The organism is Kitasatospora sp. NPDC097691 (genome assembly GCF_040302665.1).
Taxonomy (GTDB): Bacteria; Actinomycetota; Actinomycetes; order Streptomycetales; family Streptomycetaceae; genus Kitasatospora.
This window is the reverse complement of sequence record NZ_JBEORY010000133.1, coordinates 1-1,441: the sequence shown is the minus strand read 5'-3', so window position 1 is coordinate 1,441 and position 1,441 is coordinate 1. Positions and strand designations below refer to the sequence as shown.

Sequence of the window (1,441 nt, the reverse complement as noted above, 5' to 3'; positions counted from 1 at the left end):
CCTCGTCAGGACCCGCTCCGTCGCCCTCCCCCGCACCCTCGGGCACGACGTAGGCGACCAGCCGCTTGTCACCCGGCACATCCTCACGCGCGACCACCACCACCTGACCCACCCCAGGATGTGCGGCCAGCACAGCCTCGACCTCGGCCGGCTCCACCCGGAAGCCACGCACCTTCACCTGATCATCCGCACGGCCCACGAACATCAACTGCCCGTCCGCACTCCACCGCACCAGATCCCCAGTCCGATACATGCGCCCACCCGGCTCACCGAACGGACAGGCCACAAACCGCTCACCCGTCAGCCCAGACCGCCCCTGATACCCCCGCGCCACCCCGGTCCCCGCCACATACAGCTCACCCACAACACCCGGCGGCACCGGCTCCAAGAACCCGTCCAGCACATACACCCGCGTGTTCTCCAACGGACGCCCCATCGGCAACACCCCCGGCACCAACCCCACATCCCCCACCACCCACTGCGTCGCACACAACGTCACCTCCGTCGGCCCATACAAATGCCGCACCACAACCCCAGGAACAGCCCCCAACACCCCCGACACCGCAGACGACGGCACCACATCCCCACCCGTCAACACCTCACCCACCCCAGCAAAACAACCCGCATCCTCCTCCACCAACACCCGCAACAACCCCGCCGTCACATGCACCCGATCCAAACCACCACCCCCCACCAACGACCGCAACACACCACCATCCACCTCACCCACCGGCGCCAACACCACCACCCCACCACCAGCCAACGTCACCCACAACTCAAACACCGACGCATCAAACGCAAACGGAGCCCACCCCAACACCCGACGCCCCACCACCTCACCCCAACATCCATCCACCACCAAACCCACCACATCCCGCTGACACACCACCACACCCTTCGGCACCCCCAACGACCCCGACGTAAACATCACATACGCCGCCACACCCCCCAACCCACCCACACCCAAATCCACACCCAAATCCACCCTCGCCAACTCCACCACCACACCCGGATCATCCAGACACACCACCGGCACCAACACCCCCTCCGGCAGCATCCCGGCCAAACCACTCACCGTCACCACACACACCGGCCCCGCATCCCCCACCATCAACTCCAACCGCTCCGCCGGATACGACGGATCCAACGGCACATACGCACCCCCCGCCTTCCACACACCCAACAACGCCACCACCAAATCAACCGACCGCTCCAACACCACCCCCACCAACGACTCAGCCCCCACCCCACGACCCCTCAACACACCCGCCAACCGAGACGCCCGCTCATCCAACTCCCCATACGACAGCACCTCCTCCCCACACACCACCGCCGGCGCATCCGGATCCCGAGCAACCTGCCGCTCGAACAGACCCACCACGGTCTCCTCGGGCACCACACGATCGGTGTCGTTCCACTCCACCAGCACCCGCTCACGACC

General features: G+C 66.1%; 1 protein-coding gene. It reads right to left on the bottom strand.

The window, feature by feature from the left end; translation table 11 throughout:
• The coding region (locus ABTY56_RS38640) for a non-ribosomal peptide synthetase (RefSeq protein WP_350634376.1) at positions 1 to 1,423 on the bottom strand (1,423 nt) is incomplete at its 3' end.
• Between the last annotated feature and the right edge of the window lie 18 nt (positions 1,424 to 1,441).